Here is a 15,996-nt window from a genome sequence, read left to right as displayed (position 1 = left end):
GAAGCTAACCATGAGGAAGAAATTGTCTACAATCGAAAAGGAGGTAGTTGATCCATATGTTTGGTTTTATTTGGTCTTTAATCATTGGAGGCATATTAGGCTGGCTGGCGGGTCTTATCATAAGAAAAGATGTGCCCGGAGGAATCATCGGCAATATTATTGCCGGGTTTATCGGTTCTTGGCTAGGATCAGTCATTTTGGGGCGGTGGGGTCCGACGATCGGCGGCTTTAATCTCATCCCTGCTTTGATCGGGGCGATCATCCTGATTTTTATCGTAAGCCTGATTATGAGAAGTGTAGGCGGCAGAAACAGCGGCGCCCAATAAACTGATCTGTCTGTTTTTAAGGCGGCTTCATCGGAAGCCGTCGTTTTTTCTTTATTTCATTCACTCCCCTTCTCCTATATAATTAATTAGGAACACGAAATTTTTCGAAATAGGAGGACATACATTTGGAGAAATTGGCAGAAAACAGATGGAAACGTTCAGAAGTGCCGGAAGAACTGACTTGGAACCTGACGGACTTGTTCCCCTCAAATGAGGCATGGGAAGCCGAGCTGCTTCAGATTGAACAGGATATTCTGGCAATCGCCGTTTATAAAGGCAGACTTCATGAAGGGGCGGGAACTCTTGTTGAGTGCCTGACTAAGCAGGAAAGGCTCATGGAGCGTTTCACCCGTGCCATGACCTATACCCACCTCAAAAAAACCGAAGATGTCACAAATCCCATCAACCAAGCGAATGCCTCAAGAATAGCCGCATTGCAGGCCAGAATGAATGCAAGCCTGTCATTTATTCAATCAGACATCCTCGATCTTCCCGAAACTTCAATTGAATTATACATAAACAGCGAAGCTCGGCTTGAGCCCTTCCGAAAGATGCTGACGGAGATGGCAGAGCGCAAACCGTACAAGCTTTCATCCGAAACGGAAGAAGCGTTGGCCGCACTAGGCGAAGTGCATCAAGCTCCCTATAAAATTTTCGGTATGGCGAAGCTAGCCGATATGCAGTTTGCCCCGATTCAAGATCAGGACGGAAATGAGCTGGCCAATTCCTTCGCTTTATATGAAGGGAAGTATATGCTCTCTCCTGACACAAGTATCCGCAGAAAAGCCTTTGATTCCTTTGTCGAAACATTGCAGCAGTATCAAAACACAATAGCCGCCGTATATGAAACAGAGGTCAAAAAGCAAGTGGGCATCTCACGGTTGCGCGGATATGAATCAGTCACCCATATGCTTCTGCAGCCGCAAAATGTCACACTCGACATGTATCACAATCAGCTTGATGTGATAAAAACCGAGCTTCGCCCGCATATGCGAAAATATGCAAGCTTGAAAAAACGGGTGCTGGGCCTTGAGCAGCTGCGTTTTTGCGATTTGCAGGCTCCGCTGGATCATGATTTTAATCCCAAAACCACTTTTGAAGAAGCGACCCGCATGATCATTGACGCTTTAAAAGTGATGGGGCCTGAATATGTGCAAGTCATGGAAACGGCCTTGACCGAAAGATGGGTCGACTTGGCCGACAATATCGGCAAATCAACGGGCGCATTTTGTTCAAGCCCGTACGGCGTTCATCCATACATCCTGATGACCTGGACAGATACGATGAGGGATGTCTTTACCCTTGCACATGAGCTCGGTCATGCCGGTCATTTTTACTTTGCGAACAAACATCAAAGAATCATGAATGTCCGTCCGTCATTATATTTTATTGAGGCGCCTTCTACTATGAACGAAATGCTGCTCGCCCAGCACCTGTTCTCCCAAACAAACGATCCGAACATGAAGCGCTGGGTCATTAATCAACTGCTGGGAACCTATTATCATAATTTCGTCACCCACCTCCTTGAGGGGGAGTACCAGCGGAGAGTCTATCATTTGGCTGAACAGGGAGCCGCTCTGACCGCATCTGTTCTGTCAGACCAAACAAAGCAGGTGCTGTCCGAATTCTGGGGTGACGCGGTGGAGCTTGATGAAGGAGCAAGTCTGACATGGATGCGCCAGCCCCATTATTACATGGGGTTATATCCCTACACCTACTCAGCCGGGCTGACGGCTTCAACACTTATCTCGCAAATGATCAAGCATGAAGGCCAGCCGGCTGTGGACAGGTGGCTGGACGTCCTCAAAGCGGGCGGAACGATGAAGCCGCTTGCCCTCTTAAAACATGCCGGAATCGATATGTCGACAGACGCGCCGATCCGCCAGGCCGTCGCATATGTCGGAACGTTGGTCGATGAGCTTGAGACGTTATACGAAAAAAAATAAGCACGGCCGCTTGACGGCCGTTCTTTTTTCTTCCGTTACATTGAGCCTTCCGAAGCAAGCATCGGATTCCCTTTCATGCCAACCCACAGGTCAGACTGCTCCAAGCTATAGGCCATTCGAAGCAGCCAATGCTCCTTGCCCTTTGGCGCTGTAAACTGGACGCCGAGCGGAAGCCCGTCTTTTGTAAGATGGACCGGTACGCTCATCGCCGGCTGTCCTGTCAAGTTTGCAAGCTGTGTGAACGGTGTATAAGTGAGGCTCTTCAAAAACATGTCATATACAAGGGCCTGCTGCTCGTCTTTTTCCATTCCGCTCACTTTCATCAGCTCTTCGGCTTCTTTTTGGGTATGGGTCAGCTCGCCGATCTTTGGAGCCTGAAAAGCCGCAGCAGGTGTAACGTACATATCAAACGTTTTGTGGAATGCCGCCATTTGTGCGGCCGCTTTATCCCAAGAAGCGAGACTTGCTGTAAACTCCGCCGCTGTCACTTTTTTCCCGGCTTCATTGAGCACCCATGTGACAATTTCAACATCCTCTGCCGTGATCGGCCTCCCGAGCGTTTTTTCCATTCCTGCGATCATAGCGGAAATTTCTCCGCAGTTCATCAAATAATAATTTTCCATTAAGCGGAGCCCATCGACGTCATGGGTTTGCTCCTCAATATGATGCCCCTGTGCTTCAAGCCATTTAACCGTTTTATGGACAGCGTGTTTCGCCTCATCACTGACTGGCGTCCCGACTGGGGATTCTACAGAAAAGGCGATCTTAAGGCAGCGATTCATCCCCTCTTTCATATCTTCGACATATCGTCCCGGGAATAAAGGCGTCTGAAAAGCCGCTTCAGGCTGAATAACCTGGAGAATATCAAGCAGTGCGGCACTGTCCCTGACCGTTCGCGAAAGAACAAAATCAATCGACGCTCCCTGCCACTGCCGTCCCGTTCCGGGTCCTACCGGCGTTCTGCCCCTCGTCGGTTTCAATCCGAAAAGCCCTGTAAAAGAAGCCGGAATCCTGATGGAGCCTCCCCCGTCGCTCGCACCTGCCACAGGCACGATTCCCGCAGCGACCGCGGCTGCCGATCCACCGCTTGAACCTCCGGCCGAATATGCTTTGTTCCAGGGATTTTTTGTCGGACCGTACAATTCAGGCTCAGAAATGTTTTTCAGTCCGTATTCAGGCGTATTCGTATGGCCGATAAACAAGAAGCCGGCTTCCCTCATTCTGGCGACCCAATTTGAGTCCTGCTTCGGAATATAGGTTTGCAAAAGCTTTGCACCCGCTGTCAGCGGCTCTCCTTTTACAGCCTGGGAAATATCCTTGAGAACAAACGGCACACCGGCAAACGGCTGCCGTTCGATGTCAATTCCCCCAATTTCCTGAAGGACTTTCTCTTTTCTCGTCCGAATCACAGCATTAAGCTCCGGGTTTACTTCTTCCAATCGCGAAAAGGCGGCATCAGTCAATTCGAGCGCCGATACTTCCTTTTTTTTGATAAGCTTAGATAGAGCGACGGCGTCATGCGCCATATATTCAGATATGTTCATACCAGTTCCCCCTCTTTTCGGTTCGCTGTTTACTATTGTGCATGAGCAACCGCAGGATTTCAATGGATTGAACTGCATCTGGATACCATTAAAAAGAAAAGGAGAAAGCGGAATGGAAATTAAAAAGCTTCCTTCAGAAAGCGCGCTGCCGATGGATTTGCTGCTGTTGGCGGACCCTTCGGAAAAAATGGTGAAAGCCTACATCAAAAGAGGCCAATGTTATATAGCCGAAGCCGCCGGCCGGATCATCGGTGTTTACGTGCTGCTGCCGACAAGGCCTGAGACGGCTGAGCTGGTCAATCTTGCAGTGAAAGAAGACCTGCAAGGCAATGGAATCGGAAAAACATTAATCAGGCATGCCATCCGGACCGCGAAAGCGCAAGGCTTCAAAACGGTCGAGATCGGCACGGGCAATTCAAGTATTTCTCAGCTGGCGCTCTATCAAAAATGCGGATTTAGAATTACAGGGGTGGACCGAGATTTCTTTAAGCGGCATTATTCAGAACCCATTTATGAAAACGGAATCGCCTGCATTGATATGATCCGCCTGTCGATGGATGTATAAAAAAGCTGCCGGATAGCCGGCAGCTTTTTTTGCTGTCTGATCAATATTCGTTAAAGTATGTCTGGATTTTTTGGGGGTCGTTTGTTTTGGTCAGCGCAAGCATCAGCAATATTCGCGCCTTTTCCGGATTAAGCGAATTGGAGGCCAGCAGCTTCGCTTTTTCGAGCTCTGGATTTGGCGTGACAACACCGTTTTTGGTGCGGCTTGAACGAACGACTGCCAGGCCTTTTTTCATGGCAGCGGCGGCGCCTTTCTTTGCCTCGTCTGAAATGGAACCGTTTCCGCTGCCGGCATAAATGATGCCTTTTGCACCGGCTTTCACCGCTGCATCAAACAAATACCGACCATCGCTTTGATAGCCGTAAATAATATCGACTTGCGGCAGCCGAGCGATTTTTGCAATATCGAAATCGGTTTCCTTTGTGTGCTTTTTCGCGATATCATTAAAGAAATAAATGTCATTTGCAATCACGCCGAGATTGCCCATCTCCTCGGATTTGAACGTATCCGGCGTTGTTGTATTGGTTTTGGTTACATACCGTGCCGAAGCGATGCGGTCGTTCATGACGACCAGCGCTCCTTTGCCCTTGGCTTCCTTGCTCCCGGCCACTTTTACGGCATTGTATAAATTGGACGGTCCGTCAGCTCCGATTGCCGTTGAGGGCCTCATCGAGCCGACAATAACGAGCGGTTTATCGCTTTTGATGACAAGGTTCAAGAAGTAAGCCGTTTCTTCCAACGTATCTGTGCCGTGTGTCACGACGATTCCGTCGACATCGTCTGAAGCCAGCAGTTCCCCTGCGCGCTTGCTCAATTTCAGCAATGTTTGATTGGTCATGTTTTGACTTCCTATATTTGCGATTTGTTCACCGCTGATATTGGCAATATCCTGGAGTTCGGGTACGGCTTCTATCAGGGCGTCAACCCCGACTGCGCCCGCTTTATAATTGGTTGTCGACGTTTTAGACTTATCAGCGCCGGCAATCGTTCCGCCTGTTGCCAACATTCTGATGTTAGGCAGATTTTTCTGTTTTTGATCAGATTTGGCCGCAGCGTTTTCCGCCTTCGCTTCAGCCCTGGTCTCATTTAAAGGCTCATTGGCCCCGGCGCAGCCCGTGATCATCAATAGCAATCCTAAAACAATAAACAGCATTCGCTTCTTCAACATCTTTTTGATCTCTCCCCGCTCCATATGTCAGTTGATTCAGTTGTATTTTCTCTTTCTGCTTGCCTTTAATACTAGTTTAAATTTTCGCAATATTAAGTCTTTATTTTCGTCAGATTTTCTGCTGTACTTTTCTAAGACGCCAAAAAGGAGAAAACCTTGTTTTCCCCTTTCTTCATTCGCCGCTATTATGTTAAAAGACGGAATTCTTCTTTGACTTTTTTCAGGAGCTCCTCATTCGTCATCAGGTCATAGGCGGTAAACGCCATCGATTTGGCTCCCAGCATCAATCCTTCAAACCCTTGACTGCTCATGGCCGCCTCCCGGAACTCCGGTGTATGGCATGCATATGGCTTATCGCAAATTTGCACATACGGGTGGATGGACGGTACAACCTGGCTGACATTCCCCATATCAACCGAGCCTCCTCCATCGGCTTTTTCGTGAATCGAATCCGGGTCAACCCCTAATTCGATCATGTTTTTTGTAAAGATATCTGATAAGGCTTCATTCGTTTTCAAATCATCATATGACAGCTCATAAAAAGAGCATTCAAGCCGGGCACCCGTCGCTAAAGCAGCCGCTTTGGCGCAGTTTTTCACTTTTTCGAGCAGTTCATTGACATAGCTGCGCTCTGCCCCTCTGACATAGAATTGGGCGACCGCATAATCCGGAACGACATTTGCCGCTTTTCCGCCTTCAGGTATGATGCCGTGAATCCTTGCATCAGGCAGGATATGCTGTCTGAGTGCATTAATGCCGTTGAATGTCTGAATCACCGCATCAAGCGCGTTGATCCCCTCATGCGGCGCGCCTGCGGCATGTGAGGCCTTTCCGAAAAATTCAAATTGAATCGCATCCATCGCCAGAGATGTTCCGCTTTTTTCGTGCCGGCAGTAAGGATGAACCATCATGGCTGCGTCAAGATGGTCAAAGATCCCCTGTTCGGCCATGGTCACTTTGCCGCCTTTTGTTTCTTCGGCAGGCGTTCCGTACACATACACTTTGCCTCCGCACGATGTCATGACTTTGCTGAGTCCGATGGCGGCTCCGACGGCCATCGTGCCGATAAGGTTGTGGCCGCAGGCATGACCGATGTCGGGAAGCGCATCATATTCCGCCATAAACCCGATGGCCGGACCGGGATGGCCGCTGTCATACACCGCAGTAAAAGCCGTCCGAAGGCCTGCCGTGCCCATCTCTACTAAAAAACCGTGTTTTTTCAGCTCTTCTGACAGGATCTTCGAAGCCTTGAACTCTTCATGCCCCAGTTCGGGATGATGGCCAATATACTGGCTGATATGCCATAAATCCGGCCGCACGTTTTCAATTTCTTTTTCAATTTGATTTTTCATCGTAGTGCTCCTTTCTCTTTTTACTGTTCCAAACCTTTCGGGGGGTTGACAAACCGATGCTGATCTATTAAAAATGTTTAAATATATATAACTATGAATAATAATACATTATAAAGGAGAGCACCCCAATGAGCAATGATACCTCTCAAAAAACCGGATTCCGATTCCCCCACACGTATGCTTTGATTTTTTTCATCATCATTCTTGCCGCTTTAGCCTCTTATTTGATTCCCTCAGGTGAATTTAAACGGATTGAAAAAGACGGCCGCACCGAAATCGTTCAGGGAAGCTACAGTCAAACAGACGCCGGTCCTGTCGGTATTTTCGATCTATTCAAAGCCGTACCGGAAGGAATGATCCAGTCGGCCGATATTATTTTTTACATCTTTTTGATCGGCGGGGCGTTTGGCATCATCCATCAGACCGGAATGATCAATGCCGGCGTCAATCTGCTCGTACAGCGCCTGAAAACAAGAGGCACCCTGCTGATACCCGTGATCATGACCGTGTTTTCTCTCGGCGGCGCAACGATCGGGTTGTCTGAAGAGACGATTATCTTCGTTCCGGTCGGCATCGCTGTTGCAAGAGCACTCGGCTATGATGCATTGACAGGAATGGCGATGATCTCCCTCGGCGCTGCTGCCGGCTTTACCGGCGGCATGCTGAACCCTTTCACCGTCGGAATTGCTCAGTCTATCGCAGAAGTTCCCCTTTTCAGCGCGTTCGGCTACAGACTTTTTGTATACTTTTTAATACTCGGTTTTGCGATTTTTTATGTGATGAGGTACGCGAAAAACGTTAAAGCCCATCCGGAAAAAGGGCTTTTGCACGGAACTCCGGCAGGTATGAACGAAGAAATTGCCGCCGGGCAGCAGATTGTGCCCTTCCATTGGCGGCACGGCCTCGTTCTTCTGATTGTTGTTTTAGGCTTTTCAATTAATATTTTCGGTGTATTTAGATGGGGCTGGTTTTTAAGTGAACTGTCGGCGGGCTTTCTCATCATCGGGTTTGCTGCGGGCCTTGCCGGAGGACTCACCATCAATGAGACATTCGAATCCTTTGTCGACGGCATGAAACAGGTCGCGTACGGAGCGCTCATCGTCGGGTTTGCCCGCGCGATTGTCGTCGTATTGGAAGATGGTCAGATCATTGATACGATCATCAACAGTCTGGCTTCGGCAATCGGCTCCCTTCCAAACGAAATCGGCGCCCTCGGCATGTACGCCGTCCAAGTGATCATCAATACGTTTATTCCTTCAGGAAGCGGGCAGGCGGCCACAACAATGCCTTTGATGGCTCCGCTGGCGGATTTATTGGGATTTGAACGCCAGATTGCGGTGTTTGCCTTTCAGTATGGGGACGGGATTACCAATTCGATCATCCCGACTTCAGGCGTGCTGATGGCTGCGCTGGCGATTGCCGGCATTCCTTATGACCGCTGGCTCAAGTTTGTCTGGAAGCTGATCGCCGGCTGGTTGATCATAGCCGCCGCGGCGATCGTGATCGCGATGATGATCGGGATTAAGTGAAAAGCCTTTACGGCTTTTCACTTGCCTGCTATCCCGAGAATTCTTGGTGCTCGTCGTTCATCAAGGATTTTCCGGGCAAACGGTTTTCTTTACATGTTATAAAATTCCACCCCGAAGTTTTACACTCTATTATTCTCAATTCGCATGACAAACTTTTTTATTTTACTGAACTTTTCACTCAAATAAGCGCCCCTCAGAAATCAGGACTATTGATTCACCAATTTCCAATTCATAGGAACGATGCTTCTTTTTTGATTCTGCACTCTGCGATCTCATAGTTTTCAGTCTATTTCTGTTCATTTCAGCACATGAAAACCGCCCCTCAATTTCCATTAATTTCATCTTCAGGTAATCCTTTTGGTGTAGTCTATTTATACCAACAAATCTTTGCAGTGATGCCTAAACTTGCAAAACATTGCCCAAAATTAGTATTTATAACCTATTCAACAATGATCCTTTAAACCTTAAAATGAGTACTGTTGTTTCTGTTTTTTTAAAGAAACTCAGGAAAAATGAAGATTTATAATCAAATTTTCACTGTTTCGCAAAATGGAACGACCGGGACTTCAGTCATTCTCATGACACGCAGCCAGCCTTTCATTTTGACAACAATGAAAAAAATAATAGACAAAAAGGAGACAGACATGCGCAGCAAAAAGTTATATTTGATGATGCTTTTGATGATTGTAGCCGTATTGTCAGCCGCATGTAGCGGAGGCAGTAAAAGTGCAAGCGCTGACAAAGACGAAGCAAAAAAAGCGGATAACGCAGAGATCAAAATACTCAGCACAGAATATACACTCCCTGATGATTCAACCACAAAATTAGCTGATGGTGAATTGATTTTAAAAGTGAAAGTGTCCATAAAAAACACGGGAAAAGAGCCATTATCCGTCACCCGCAGATCGTTCAACCTTTATCATGGCGATTCTAAAGTGACTGATGTGAACATTTATGATGCTCAGAATGAAAGATTGACGACTGCAACGCTAAACTCTGATAAATCAGTCGACGGATACCTGTATTACCAGGTTGAAAAAGGGGAAAAGTATCAGCTCGAATATGCGCCTGAAACGTATGGCGACGAAAAAATCGAACCGATTGAATTTGAAATAGACGGCGGCAGCAGCGCCATGCTGGAGTCTGCTAAAAAACTTGACGATCCGGCAAAAGCTTTGCTGGCTTATACAGACATTACGCTCTTCGGCAAGGATAATGAGGACTTCGAAAAATTGACCGGCGAAAACAAACGGGAAATCGTCACCGATTATATTGAAGGCGGCCAAAAATCGCTTATCAAGTCCATGGGCATCTATAATGAAGAAGATGTCGATAAAAAGAAACTGAACAAACTGATCAGCGCCATCCAAAACGCCTACCAAGATAAAGCGAAAGTCAAAGCGGTTACAAAAACGATGACTAGCGAAGAAGCAAAAGTCGAAGCAACCATCACACCAATCGACAGCTCAGACACGCAAAAAAGAGTCCAAAAGAGAATGGAAGAATACGTGAAAGACAGCGGGAAAAATTATATGTCCCGGGAAGAACTGATCAACCCTACCATCGATGTCATGGCGGAAGAACTCAAAAAAGTGGAAACCGCCTCAAATGATAAAACCGTTGAAGTCACGATGAAGAAGACGAAAGACGGCAAATGGCAGCTTGATCTTACTGATTATGATACCGAGGATTATTTCTCAAGCTTCTTTAAAAACTAACAGCAAAAAAAGCACCTTTCTTTAGGTGCTTTTTTTGCTATCGTTTTTCAATGACAATAAAACAAGTGCTGTCAGGCAAAGTAGCTTCTTCTCCATTCACGTCTGTTAATTCAATTTTGGGAGAGAGATGCTCCTCATACCCTTCTTGCAAATAATGCTCAAAAACGAGGATATTCGCACGGCCGCCCAGTTCATTCTCAATACAGGCCCGAAACTCAGAAGGGGTAAAATAGCCAAACTGCTCCTGGACTTCATGCGGATACGCCTCTTCCCCCCATGTGTATGTATAGAGAAATTCCATCGCATCATTGGCATAAAGTAAAGCCGCATCCTTCTCGATCTCAAGAATCTCTATCTGCCGTCCTTTAAAGTCACGGACATATCTTCCCAAGAAAGCCATTCCATCTGGATCTTTAAAGCGGATCCGGCGCACCTCCTCCTTATCCTCGGTCATAATGCCGTCCCTGATGATGATCCTGCCTTTAGGCCTCAGCACGTCAAACGAACTTGTTAAGGCTTTGGCGATGACTCTGTGATTAAATTTTCTGCCTTCATAAGGAATGTAGGAAAACAATTCATGAAGAATCGATGAAAACACGATCGTATCGACGCTTTCTTTCTCAATGTACTCCGGCAGGTCCAAAGCATCGGCCTGCTTGACCTTCCATGGTTTATGCTCCCGCACCTTCCTTTTTTGAAGCTCTTCAATGACATTGACAGACAGATCAATCCCGATGACTTCCGCTTCAGGATGATGCTCCGTCAGCAAATCCAGCATCACGCCCCCGCCCGCGCCGATATCAAGCATGTTCTTCCCGACGGCATATTCGGCAATTTTCTTTTTATAGTCTTCCGCGCCATTCATATCTGTCAAATAGGCCTGTTCATTTTGAAGGCGGTCAAATGAATCTTTCCGAAACTCAAAAAAGTCGTAAAGCAGAACGATCGCCCTTTCATATAACGGCGATTTCTCCGCTTCCTGACAAAACTCGATCAGCTTCAGCCCGGCCTTTGAAAACGAAAAGGTGACTCCTATGATTTCCGAAGCCGCATCAAACGGCTGAACGGACAGGGATACATGTTCATTAACAGCTGCTCCGTCATGAAGCAAATCTGTGATCGATACTTCTTTTAAATAGGCTTCAATAATCCGTTTCTTATAGATATTCGTATGCCGCACACCTTGATAATCTCGGTACATATCCCTCATCAGCGGTTCGAAGCTGATGTGTCTGACGGATAAAGGATTGACAGAGCGCCGGATCAGCAAAAAGATTTTGACAAACTCTTCAAAGCTGAAGGAGGAAAGCGCAGACTCCACATACCAAAAGTCTGCCTTGCCAAAGAAACGCACGAGCTCTTCTTCTGCTGAATGTTCCTTGAGATACCGGTCATAAAGTCTGCTGTCTTCCCCCATTTCAATGGCTTGCCGCCGCAGCTTTTTCAGTCTTTCTGCAAACGGCCATTCTTGTTGGCGCTCACCTTCGGAAATCTGTTTCACGACCTGCTTGACGTCCTGTTCGACCGATTCCCAAAGCCCGGCCGATACGCCTGCTATAATACATTTATTCAGCTGGTACAGCACCCGCTTGATATCGATGTCAACCGCATTGGCTGCCTCTATCCAATCCATCAGGGGCGCGAATTGCCGGTATCTCGACTCCCCGCGAATATACTGACCGACGAGGCCATGCGTTGCAATCAGCAGATAGATGAGTTCCTCGGTATCCTGCCGTTCGGCCATAAACGTCCGGCTGCGATTGGCGTAAATTTGGGCGGAGCCGATATTATGGATCGCCAGCTGAAACCCTTTCTCACGCCATTCCCGCCTTTTATGAGGCTGTCCGCATTTTGCTGTCTCACTCCAAATAAGGACTTCCTCAATGATATCTTGTTCCTTCTCAGGGATATCGGCTTGCTCCAATATGCGCAAAGTGTTTTCAACATAGATTTGAAGGCATTTTTTCCAGTGAAGGAATACGCTCCAAATTTACATTTCACTCCTCAGTCAAAAACAGGTATCTTAGCCATTCCGCATGCCGCAAAACATGCCGATCCCCATTTTTCAGCTTCTCGATTGTCTCTAAAGATTGCAGACGTCTCATGTACCCTTCCCTCTTTTTCTATATGTATATGAACCATCATAAGGCAAATCGAATCATATAGAAATAGGACAAAATACACGATAAAAGGATATTTATAACGTTTGTCCGCAGTCTGCCGTTATGATCTGCCCTGTAACCGCCTCCTGCTCCAAAACCGCGCAGATCAGGCTGGCGATATCTTCAGGGGTTGCGATCCTCTCCAAAGGCAGATGACGGCTGAGCTGCTTCATTTTGTCTTCCTTGCCTTCCCACCATCTCGTCGCAACCGCGCCGGGCGCGATACTTGAAACCGTAATATCGGGAGCAAGCGCATGCGCCAACGATTTCGTCAGACCGTGCACCGCCGCTTTAGATACAGCATATGGAAGTGAAGACCCGGAACCCGTCAGTCCGGCGATACTGCCGACGTTCACGATCGCACCCCGTCCGCTCTTCTTCATCAAAGGAGCAGCCGCCCTGGCACAGTAGAACATCCCTTTGACATTCACGGCATAAAGCTCATCCCAGGCCTCATCGTCCGCGGCCTCCAAGTCGTCAAGCGGAATGTGCCGGGTGATGCTCGCATTATTTACAAGCAAATCGACGGTTCCGAACTCCCGTACCGCTGTTTCAAACATGTTCTCAACTTCGTTCGCCCGGGAAACGTCGGCTTTAATGGCGATTGCCCGTCCTCCGGTTTGCTGAATCATGCGCACCGTTTCCTCAGCTTCCGCTTCCGAACGTGAATAGTTCACCGCAACCGCCGCCCCGCGCTTTGCCAATTCAAGCGATACTGCCCGTCCGATTCCGGTGCCTCCCCCTGTTACGAGAGCCGCTTTATGTTGAATGTCCATTTTACTCCGCCCCTTCTCCAGTTGTTGATGCAAGCTGTGCTATGCCATTTCCAAACGACCAGTTTTCTTCCGTATTCTCGGTCACAATGATCATGACGTCCTCCATTCGAACGCCTGACCCGCGGTGCAGGCGTTCTGCGATGCGTCGATACAATGCTGTTTTTTCTTGGGTCCGCCTTTGTTTCATTGTGATTTGAATATAAATCAGATCTTTCGTTCGATTGATGTTCATATAGCCCGGATCGAAGAGAAATTCTTCTTCATCGTGCTGTGTAATGACTTGGAAGTAGTCGTCTTCCGGCACATCGATCGTCTCTGTCATCGCCTGATGAACAGAGCGGCTGATCGTTCGAAGCTCTTCCTTTGTTCTGCCCTTCAGAAGATCAATTCGGACATACGGCATGTGATCATCCCTCCTTTTGTTTGATTTATAGTATATATTGCTTTTGTGGTTTAGTATAATTGAATCATTTGAACGATTTGTTCAATTTTATTGAACCTCATATCGGAGGGATTTGAACATGGATCTGAAAGCAGTAAAGACGTTTCATAAAATCGTAACTTGCAAAAGCTTCAATCGTGCGGCGGAAGAGCTGAATTATGCGCAGTCCACCGTCACGATGCAAATTCAAAAACTTGAAGCAGACCTTGGAATCCGCCTGCTGGAAAGGGGAAAAACATTCAGGCTGACCGAAGCCGGAAGACTGTTTTATGAACAAAGCAAACATATTGTCAAAGATATCGAACACCTGCAAAACAATATGTCGGACCTCCTGCTCGGCGAAGCCGGAAATATTCGCTTAGGGGCCTTAGAACCAATCGCAAGCCGCCGATTGCCCGAAATTTTGGGAGAATTTTTAGCAGAACATCCAAAGATCCGGATATCCGTCGAAATCGGAAACTCGGCGCCGCTCGCCGAACGGCTTTTGCAAGGGGAGCTCGACCTCGCCATCTGCTCGACGCCGGCAATCGGAACAGACCTTTATTTTGAACCGCTTTTTGCGGAAGAGCTGACAGTGCTCATGCCCGAAGGACACCCTGCGGCAGAATATGAGCGCGTCAGCTTGAAGGATCTCAGAGAGCATCGCCTGCTCATCACGGCTCACAACTGTACCTATCGGAAAAAAATCGAAATCGCCTTTCAGGAATTGCCCGGGAACCAAATGAACACAATGGAAATCGGCAGCATGACCGCATTGAAGAGCTATGTAGCCGCAGGACTCGGAATCGCCCTCGTTCCAAAAAGCATTGCCTCCTCGCTCCCTTCCGGAACAATAGTCCGCGACCTGAGCGACAGTCCGATCTCCATCAGTTTCGGCATCATCTGCAAAACGTCGGCATTTCCTCTGAAACACGCGGCGGCCAAGCTCTATCATTGTTTAAAGGAAAAACTTCAAGGACAAAGAAAGGACCTTCCGAATTGATCCGGAAGGCCCTTCCCAAACTTACGCTTTATTTAGCGGAATCGTCATGTGCACTTGTCCGCCCCCCGTTTCCGCATTCCTGATGGCCAGATCGCCTTGATGCAGTTTTGCGACATTCAGAGCAAACGTAAGACCGATTCCTAATGTCCGTTGGATGTCCTGCTTTTATCCTCCATGTTTCCAACAGGATGCTTCCCATGCCTTTTTCTCTCCCCGTTTTTGATGTTCCACCGATTCGGAGCGGCGGTGTCGTTTGATATTGTAAGATGCTTTTATCAAGATTTCATCAAGACGGGAAAACGCAAAAAACCTTCCGAAACATCTCGGAAGGTTTTTTGGTGTCATGAAGGCATCAGTTCAAGATGATGGTCAAGGTCATCTTTTAATGCGGCTTCGATATCTTTAAACCGGTTCGATACCGTTGAAGCGCTGACGCCGTATTTTTTCGCAAGCTTCGCCTGGGAGACCGCTTTTTCAGATTTGGATATCGTGTTGATGAAATACTCCAATGCGGCGGCGAATGCTTCGGTTTTTTTGATGCTCGGGGCCTTTTTGGCGCAATACGATTTCCAAACGCCGAGCGCCCAAGAAACAAATGTTTCCGGATGTCCCGCATCAAGCATTCCTTTCTCAAGGACGCGTGCGGTTTCTCTTTCCATATCATTGGCCCATTCGATCTCTACGGAAGTGTTTGCAGAAGAGGCTTCATCTTTTTGGCAGAGCTTCATTAAAAGATGATGGAAATCTTCCCTCATCAGCCTTTCTGCCGTTCCGCCCTCGCTTGTAAAGCGTTCGAGCGCTTCCGCTACCTTGCTTTTGATGGTGTCCGCCATCTTCTTCGGATAGATCGTAAATTGCAGAAAGAATTCCGTATGTCCGCCGACTTGAATCGGAAAGCCGAGCACATATTCGCCGATAAACGGTCCTTCTCTCTTCACATTCATGTTGATGGTGATGTCTTCGTTTGCAACCGCATCTTCAAAACGAACCGATCCATTTGCAATATCTTTGACCTGCAGCAAGGCCGGCGCCATATTGTTCCATGATTGAACGGCTTCTTTCGTTTGGGATCTGAGGATGGAGCCGCCCTTTTTGCGCAGATAATCCTCAAAAATCGTCAATCCGCCGTCTGCCAGCGGTTGGGTAAATACGCCCCACACGCCTAAATTAAAGACGCATATTTTTTGCGCAGACTCCTCTAAATCTGATAGAAAAGAATATTGATTGAGAAATTGATCGATCGTTTGTTTATGTTCTGTAAACGCAAATTCCATGACATCTTTTTGAATCTGTTTCAGCTCTTGCACCACAACGGACGGAACATCCGCCTTCGGATTGCCGCAGCACTTTTTATATTTAAGCCCGCTGCCGCAAGGGCAAGGCATGTTTCTCTTTACTTTTCCCACGATTAAACCTCCGTATCATATACTACAACTTTATTATTTTATCAAAACTTTGAAGAGGGGGGAAATCGATAATGAAAATG

Annotated in this window: 13 protein-coding genes; 6 read left to right on the top strand and 7 right to left on the bottom strand. The window is 47.5% G+C overall.

Translation table 11 applies throughout. The features are described 5' to 3' along the window. The first annotated feature begins 56 nt into the window (after positions 1 to 56). Positions 57 to 326, top strand: coding sequence for a GlsB/YeaQ/YmgE family stress response membrane protein (locus tag R5H20_RS01945; protein WP_006640106.1), 270 nt, complete (start codon positions 57 to 59; stop codon positions 324 to 326). Positions 327 to 451: 125 nt separating this feature from the next. Continuing rightward, a complete protein-coding gene (gene pepF / locus R5H20_RS01940; protein WP_006640105.1) occupies positions 452 to 2,272 on the top strand; it encodes an oligoendopeptidase F in 1,821 nt (606 codons plus the stop codon). 35 nt (positions 2,273 to 2,307) lie between these two features. Here pepF and R5H20_RS01935 read toward each other — a convergent pair whose 3' ends face one another. Then, positions 2,308 to 3,816 carry an amidase gene (locus R5H20_RS01935; RefSeq protein WP_006640104.1) on the bottom strand — a complete coding sequence of 503 codons (1,509 nt, stop codon included), beginning with the start codon at positions 3,814 to 3,816 and terminating at the stop codon, positions 2,308 to 2,310. 112 nt (positions 3,817 to 3,928) lie between these two features. On the opposite strand from R5H20_RS01935, the gene R5H20_RS01930 reads away from it, so the two are divergent. Then, the gene (locus R5H20_RS01930; RefSeq protein WP_006640103.1) at positions 3,929 to 4,381 is read left to right on the top strand and encodes a GNAT family N-acetyltransferase; all 453 of its coding nucleotides are present in this window, start codon (positions 3,929 to 3,931) and stop codon (positions 4,379 to 4,381) included. A gap of 40 nt (positions 4,382 to 4,421) precedes the next feature. Here the strand turns inward: R5H20_RS01930 and R5H20_RS01925 are convergent, their stop codons facing one another. Next, the gene (locus tag R5H20_RS01925) at positions 4,422 to 5,549 is read right to left on the bottom strand and encodes a type II asparaginase (RefSeq protein ID WP_006640102.1); all 1,128 of its coding nucleotides are present in this window, start codon (positions 5,547 to 5,549) and stop codon (positions 4,422 to 4,424) included. Between the two features lie 185 nt (positions 5,550 to 5,734). Continuing rightward, positions 5,735 to 6,901 (bottom strand): M20 family metallopeptidase, encoded by a 1,167-nt coding sequence (locus R5H20_RS01920; protein ID WP_006640101.1) that lies wholly within the window; start codon positions 6,899 to 6,901, stop codon positions 5,735 to 5,737. A gap of 128 nt (positions 6,902 to 7,029) precedes the next feature. On the opposite strand from R5H20_RS01920, the gene R5H20_RS01915 reads away from it, so the two are divergent. Further along, the gene (locus R5H20_RS01915; RefSeq protein WP_006640100.1) at positions 7,030 to 8,430 is read left to right on the top strand and encodes a YfcC family protein; all 1,401 of its coding nucleotides are present in this window, start codon (positions 7,030 to 7,032) and stop codon (positions 8,428 to 8,430) included. A gap of 644 nt (positions 8,431 to 9,074) precedes the next feature. Further along, positions 9,075 to 10,148, top strand: a complete 1,074-nt coding sequence (locus tag R5H20_RS01910) for a DUF5105 domain-containing protein (protein WP_040348762.1) — start codon at positions 9,075 to 9,077, stop codon at positions 10,146 to 10,148. Positions 10,149 to 10,185: 37 nt separating this feature from the next. Here the strand turns inward: R5H20_RS01910 and R5H20_RS01905 are convergent, their stop codons facing one another. The 3 genes from R5H20_RS01905 to R5H20_RS01895 form a co-directional block, all read right to left on the bottom strand. Further along, positions 10,186 to 12,081, bottom strand: coding sequence for a class I SAM-dependent methyltransferase (locus R5H20_RS01905; protein WP_254726482.1), 1,896 nt, complete (start codon positions 12,079 to 12,081; stop codon positions 10,186 to 10,188). Positions 12,082 to 12,345: 264 nt separating this feature from the next. Beyond that, entirely contained in the window at positions 12,346 to 13,086 is a 741-nt protein-coding gene (locus R5H20_RS01900) for an SDR family NAD(P)-dependent oxidoreductase (RefSeq protein WP_006640095.1), read from the bottom strand. 1 nt (position 13,087) lies between these two features. Further along, positions 13,088 to 13,489: a tautomerase family protein gene (locus R5H20_RS01895; protein WP_006640094.1), complete on the bottom strand. Its 402-nt coding sequence runs from the start codon at positions 13,487 to 13,489 to the stop codon at positions 13,088 to 13,090. A gap of 118 nt (positions 13,490 to 13,607) precedes the next feature. Here R5H20_RS01895 and R5H20_RS01890 point away from each other — a divergent pair, with 118 nt between their 5' ends. Then, positions 13,608 to 14,510, top strand: a complete 903-nt coding sequence (locus R5H20_RS01890; RefSeq protein ID WP_006640093.1) for a LysR family transcriptional regulator — start codon at positions 13,608 to 13,610, stop codon at positions 14,508 to 14,510. A 341-nt stretch (positions 14,511 to 14,851) separates the two neighbouring features. On the opposite strand, the gene R5H20_RS01885 is transcribed toward R5H20_RS01890, so the two are convergent. Next, entirely contained in the window at positions 14,852 to 15,916 is a 1,065-nt protein-coding gene (locus R5H20_RS01885; RefSeq protein ID WP_006640092.1) for a YecA family protein, read from the bottom strand. Positions 15,917 to 15,996: the final 80 nt, after the last annotated feature.

It is taken from the genome of Bacillus sp. KICET-3 (genome assembly GCF_033261025.1).
Classification (GTDB): Bacteria; Bacillota; Bacilli; order Bacillales; family Bacillaceae; genus Bacillus; species Bacillus sonorensis.
Note: the sequence above shows the minus strand (reverse complement) of the source record. Positions and strands in the feature narration are given on the sequence as shown.

Bases quoted from the DNA above. Each gene is read 5' to 3' on its own strand.
- R5H20_RS01895 (WP_006640094.1), bottom strand. From the start codon at position 13,489: ATGCCGTATGTCCGAATTGATCTTCTGAAGGGCAGAACAAAGGAAGAG.
- R5H20_RS01935 (WP_006640104.1), bottom strand. From the start codon at position 3,816: ATGAACATATCTGAATATATGGCGCATGACGCCGTCGCTCTATCTAAG.
- R5H20_RS01925 (WP_006640102.1), bottom strand. From the start codon at position 5,549: ATGTTGAAGAAGCGAATGCTGTTTATTGTTTTAGGATTGCTATTGATG.
- R5H20_RS01910 (WP_040348762.1), top strand. From the start codon at position 9,075: ATGCGCAGCAAAAAGTTATATTTGATGATGCTTTTGATGATTGTAGCC.
- R5H20_RS01900 (WP_006640095.1), bottom strand. From the start codon at position 13,086: ATGGACATTCAACATAAAGCGGCTCTCGTAACAGGGGGAGGCACCGGA.
- R5H20_RS01945 (WP_006640106.1), top strand. From the start codon at position 57: ATGTTTGGTTTTATTTGGTCTTTAATCATTGGAGGCATATTAGGCTGG.
- R5H20_RS01890 (WP_006640093.1), top strand. From the start codon at position 13,608: ATGGATCTGAAAGCAGTAAAGACGTTTCATAAAATCGTAACTTGCAAA.
- R5H20_RS01915 (WP_006640100.1), top strand. From the start codon at position 7,030: ATGAGCAATGATACCTCTCAAAAAACCGGATTCCGATTCCCCCACACG.
- R5H20_RS01920 (WP_006640101.1), bottom strand. From the start codon at position 6,901: ATGAAAAATCAAATTGAAAAAGAAATTGAAAACGTGCGGCCGGATTTA.
- R5H20_RS01930 (WP_006640103.1), top strand. From the start codon at position 3,929: ATGGAAATTAAAAAGCTTCCTTCAGAAAGCGCGCTGCCGATGGATTTG.